This is a genomic window from Streptomyces corynorhini (assembly GCF_003346515.1).
Classification (GTDB): Bacteria; Actinomycetota; Actinomycetes; order Streptomycetales; family Streptomycetaceae; genus Streptomyces; species Streptomyces corynorhini.
The window spans coordinates 1-4,836 of sequence record NZ_QQNA01000323.1 but is presented as its reverse complement, the minus strand read 5'-3'; the positions used below and the strand labels follow the sequence as shown (position 1 = coordinate 4,836).

4 protein-coding genes and 1 pseudogene are annotated in these 4,836 nt (G+C 74.4%); 3 read left to right on the top strand and 2 right to left on the bottom strand.

Features of this window, described 5'->3' with window-relative positions; all coding sequences use genetic code 11:
* The coding region (locus DVH02_RS30765; protein ID WP_233518562.1) for an FAD-dependent oxidoreductase at nt 1–210 on the bottom strand (210 nt) is incomplete at its 3' end.
* Here DVH02_RS30765 and lhgO point away from each other — a divergent pair.
* The 3 genes and pseudogenes from lhgO to DVH02_RS30750 all read left to right on the top strand — a co-directional run.
* Nucleotides 179–1,270, top strand: a pseudogene (lhgO, locus tag DVH02_RS30760) (L-2-hydroxyglutarate oxidase); the annotation flags it as partial. The gene DVH02_RS30765 and the pseudogene lhgO overlap by 32 nt on opposite strands.
* A gap of 220 nt (nt 1,271–1,490) precedes the next feature.
* Nucleotides 1,491–2,288: a tRNA (guanosine(46)-N7)-methyltransferase TrmB gene (gene trmB / locus DVH02_RS30755; protein ID WP_233518561.1), complete on the top strand. Its 798-nt coding sequence runs from the start codon at nt 1,491–1,493 to the stop codon at nt 2,286–2,288.
* A gap of 84 nt (nt 2,289–2,372) precedes the next feature.
* Nucleotides 2,373–3,716, top strand: coding sequence for a PrsW family intramembrane metalloprotease (locus DVH02_RS30750; protein WP_114627128.1), 1,344 nt, complete (start codon nt 2,373–2,375; stop codon nt 3,714–3,716).
* 121 nt (nt 3,717–3,837) lie between these two features.
* On the opposite strand, the gene DVH02_RS30745 is transcribed toward DVH02_RS30750, so the two are convergent.
* The gene (locus DVH02_RS30745) at nt 3,838–4,782 is read right to left on the bottom strand and encodes an aldo/keto reductase (protein WP_114627127.1); all 945 of its coding nucleotides are present in this window, start codon (nt 4,780–4,782) and stop codon (nt 3,838–3,840) included.
* Nucleotides 4,783–4,836: the final 54 nt, after the last annotated feature.

The following is a 4,836-nucleotide window of genomic DNA, read 5'->3' as shown; positions in this document are numbered from 1 at the left end:
CTGGTGCGCGATGGCGTGGCGCTCGCAGAAGGCGACCAGTTCCGCCGAACCGCCCACCGCGTAGCGCGCCTTGAGCGAGCCGGGGCGGTAGTAGACGCCGCTGTGGATCACGCCGCTGTTGTGGCCGGTCTGGTGCCGGGCCGGGCCCGGCTCCTTCTCCAGGACGACGACGCGGGTGCCGGGCCCGGCCCGGCACCAGACCGGCCACAACAGCGGCGTGATCCACAGCGGCGTCTACTACCGCCCCGGCTCGCTCAAGGCGCGCTACGCGGTGGGCGGTTCGGCGGAACTGGTCGCCTTCTGCGAGCGCCACGCCATCGCGCACCAGGTCACCGGCAAGCTGATCGTCGCGACCCGGCGCGACGAGCTGCCCCGGCTGCACGCGCTGGTCCAGCGCGGCCGGGAGAACGGCATCCCGGTGCGCGAGCTGGGCCCGGCGCAGATCATGGAGTACGAGCCGCAGGTGCGCGGCCTGGCCGCGATCCAGGTCGGTACGACCGGGGTGTGCGACTTCGCGGCGGTCGCGGAGCGGCTCGCCGGATCGGCGCGGGAGGCGGGGGCGTCCGTGCGCTACGGCGCCCGGGTCACGGCGGTCGACCGCCGCCCCTGGGGCGTCGCGGTCCGCACGGCGGCCGGGGAGATCGTCAGGGCGCGCGCCCTGGTGAACTGCGCGGGGCTCCAGTCCGACCGGGTGGCGCGGCTGGCGGGCGACGACCCGGGGGCCCGGATCGTCCCCTTCCGGGGCGAGTACTACGAACTGGCCAGGCCGGAGCTGGTACGGGGGCTGGTCTATCCGGTGCCCGACCCGGCGTTCCCGTTCCTCGGCGTGCATCTGACCCGCTCCGTCGACGGCACCGTCCACGTCGGGCCGAACGCCGTACCGGCGCTGGCCCGCGAGGGCTACTCCTGGTCGGTCGTCCGCCCGGCGGAGCTGGCCGCCACGCTGAGCTGGCCCGGTACCTGGCACACGGCGCGCGAGCACTGGCGGTACGGCGCGGGCGAGCTGCGCCGTTCGCTGTCGAAGCGCGCCTTCGCGGCGGCGGTGCGCCGGCTGCTCCCGGCGGTCACGGACGCGGATCTGCGGCCGGCGGCGGCCGGGGTACGCGCCCAGGCGGTACTGCGCGACGGCACCTTGGCGGACGACTTCGTCATCCGGCGCGCGCCCCGTACGGTCCACGTGCTGAACGCGCCGTCCCCGGCGGCGACGGCCTCGCTGCCGATCGGGCGCGCGGTGGCGCGGCGGGCGCTCGCGGCGCTCGCGGAGGGGTGAGCGGGGCGCGACGCGGGCCCACGCCCGGGGGCCGGGGCGAGCCCGCCCGGGAGCCGGAGGCGAGCCCGCCCGAGGGCCGAGGCGAGCCCACCCGGGGGCCGGGGCGAGCCCGCCCGGGGCGCTCGGCACGCCCGGCACACCCGGCACGCCCGGCACGCCCGGCGCGCTCCGTAGAATTGGGAGACCCACCAGCTCCAGCGGACCGAGACGGATGAACGACATGGCCGAGGCACCCGAGATCCCCGAGATCAGCGAGGTGACCGGTGCGGCCGGCGCCCAGCTCACGAGCCGGCTGTTCCCGGACGGCACGGGCCCGGCGGCCGACCCCGCCGGTTCGCACTTCGAGCGGCGCATCCGCAGCTTCCAGCCGCGCCGCAGCCGGGTGACCACCGGCCAGGCCGAGGCGCTGCGCAGGCTGTGGGGCCAGTGGGGCCTGGACATCGACGGGCAGCGCGTCCTCGACGTGGACGAGATGTTCGGCGGCCTGCCGGTGGTGCTGGAGATCGGCTTCGGCATGGGCGAGGCCACGGCGCGGATGGCCGCCGCCGACCCCGGCACCGGCATCCTCGCCGTCGACGTACACACCCCGGGCCAGGGCAATCTGCTCCGGCTGGCGGAGGAGAACGGGCTCTCCAACATCCGGGTCGCCAACGGCGACGCGATCATCCTGCTCAGGGAGATGCTGCCCGCCGCCTCACTGGCCGGACTGCGCGTCTACTTCCCCGATCCGTGGCCCAAGAAGCGGCACCACAAGCGGCGGCTGATCCAGGAGGAGTTCCTCACGCTGGTGGCGGGGCGGCTCGGGCCCGGCGCCGTGGTGCACTGTGCGACCGACTGGGAGCCGTACGCCGAGCAGATGCTGGAAGAGCTGACGGCCCATCCCGACTACGAGAACACCGAGAGCGCGGGCGGTTACGCGCCGCGGCCGGCGTTCCGGCCGCTGACCCGGTTCGAGGGCCAGGGACTGGACAAGGGGCACGTGGTGCGCGACCTGCTGTTCCGCCGCGCGGGCGGGTGAGGCGGGCGATTACGCGCGGGCGGGTGAGGCGGGCGGTTCCGCGCCGCCTCACCGGTTGTCAGTGCCGCTCGTTAGGGTCATTGGGTGTCAGAACCGTCCTCGCAGCGCCTCGACCAGCGTCCGGCGATCCCTGTCTACGCGCAGCAGGAGCGTCTCGGCGAGCTGTGGAGCGCCGTGCCGGAGCCCGCCCGCAGGCGCTACCGGCCGCGTGGCGCGTTCTGGCGCCGCCGGGTGGTGCGGACGGGGGCCGTGAGCCTGGTGCTCGCCCTGTGCGCCCTGGTGATCCTCGCGCTCGTCCGGGACGAGACCGGGACGCGCGGGTTCCTGGTCGGCCTGGGCCTGGCCGTCCTGCCCGTCCCGCTGCTCGTGTCGGCGTTCCGCTGGCTGGACCGGGTGGAGCCGGGGCCCTGGCGCAATCTGCTGTTCGCCTTCTCCTGGGGCGCGTTCGCCGCCGCCCTCGTCGCGATCATCGCGAACTCGTTCGCGACGGAGTGGATAGCCACCGCCACCGCGGATCCGGCGGGCGCCGAGTCCCTGGGCGCCACGGTGATCGCGCCGGTCGTCGAGGAGAGCGCCAAGGCGGCGGCGGTGCTGCTGATCTTCCTCTTCCGCAGACGGTCGTTCACCGGGCTGGTCGACGGCGTCGTGATCGCGGGCTTCAGCGCCACCGGCTTCGCCTTCACGGAGAACATCCTCTATCTGGGCAGCGCCTTCGGTGAGGACCAGCACACCGGCGACTCGGGCCTCCGGTCCGTCACCGCCGCGACCTTCTTCGTACGGATCGTGATGTCGCCCTTCGCGCATCCGCTGTTCACGGTGCTCACGGGCATCGGCTTCGGGCTGGCGGCCGCCGCCGACCGGCGCCGCAAGGTCCGCCGGGTCGCGTTCCCGCTGCTCGGCCTGGCGCTCGCCATGGGGATGCACGCGCTGTGGAACGGCTCGGGGGACCTCTTCGGCCCGCTCGGCTTCTACGCGGTGTACGCGGCGTTCATGGTCCCGGCGTTCGCCCTGCTGACCTGGCTGGCGATCTGGAGCCGGCAGCGCGAGCTGCGCACGATAGCCGGGGAGCTGCCCGCGTACGCCCTGGCCGGGTGGATCAACCCGGCGGCGCCGCTCGCGCTCTCCTCGATGCGGGCCCGCCGGATGGCGCGCGACTTCGCGGGCCGTACGTTCGGGCCGCGGGCGGCCGACTCCGTCGGGGAGTACGAGGCGTTCGCGACCTCGCTGGCGTTTCTGCGCCACGGGGCGCAGCGCGGTGCGGTGGGCGCGGACTTCGCCGAGCGGGAGCGGGAGCTGCTGCACCATCTGTGGCAGCGCAGGGAGATGGCCGGGCCCGCGCTCACCTATGCGGCGCGGGCCACCGGCCGGGTGTGGGCGCCGCCGCCGTACGTCGACTACGACGGCTACAACCCGTACCGCCAGTACTGAGCGCGCGCCCGGCGGCCGACCACGTCACCGGCGACCGACCACGTCACCGGCGCCCGCGTACGTGCCGACGACCGAGCACGTACCCGGCGACCGCGTACGCGGTCAGCGGCGGCGGTGCCCGCTACCGGGACGCGGTGGTCAGTTCGGCCAGCTCCTCGGCCGTCAGCTCCAGCTCGGCCGCCGCGAGCAGCGCGGGGAGCTGCCGCGTCGAGCGGGCGGAGGCGATCGGCGCGACAACGGTCGGCTGGGCCGCGAGCCAGGCCAGGGCGACGGTCGCGGGTGCGGCGCCGTGCGCCTCCGCGACGCGGTCGAGGGCGGCGAGGACCTTCGGGCCCCGGTCGCTCTCCAGGTACTTCGCCGCGCTGCCGGCCCGCGCGCTGTCGACGGTCGCGCCGGGCCGGTACTTACCGGTGAGGAAGCCCGCCGCGAGCCCGAAGTACGGGACGGCGGCGAGCCCGTGCTCGGCCACGATGTCCTGGAGCGCGCCCTCGTAGGTGTCGCGGGAGACCAGGTTGTAGTGCGGCTGGAGCGCCACGTAACTCGCCAGTCCCGCGCGCCGGGAGAAGTCGAGCGAGGCGGTCAGCCGCTCGGGGGAGATGTTGGAGGCGGCGATGGCGCGCACCTTGCCCTCCCGTACCAGCTGGTCGAGAGCGGTGATGATCTCCTCGACGGGCACGGTCTCGTCGTCGAGGTGCGTGTAGTAGAGGTCGATGTAATCCGTGCCCAGCCGGGTCAGCGACGCCTCGGCGGCGGCCTTGACCGTGGCCGGGGCCAGCCCCTTGAAGCGGGGGTGCGAGCCGACCTTCGTGGCGAGGACCACGTCCGCGCGGTTACCGCGCGCGGCGAACCACTTTCCGAGGACCGTCTCCGACTCGCCGCCCTGGTGCCCCGGGATCCAGGACGTATACGTGTCGGCGGTGTCGACGAAGTTGCCGCCCGCGGCGGTGTACGCGTCGAGTACGGCGAACGATTCCGCCTCGTCGGCGGTCCAGCCGAAGACGTTGCCGCCGAGGTTGAGCGGGTAGACATTGAGGTCCGACGTTCCGAGCCTGCGTAGTTCAGTCATACCCAGTGACAGCGCTGAAGAGGAAGGCCCCATTCCCCGGACGGCCGTCCGGGG

What these genes read in the sequence shown, in the direction of transcription:
- trmB (WP_233518561.1), top strand. Translation starts at nt 1,491, where the DNA reads ATGGCCGAGGCACCCGAGATCCCCGAGATCAGCGAGGTGACCGGTGCG.
- DVH02_RS30745 (WP_114627127.1), bottom strand. Translation starts at nt 4,782, where the DNA reads ATGACTGAACTACGCAGGCTCGGAACGTCGGACCTCAATGTCTACCCG.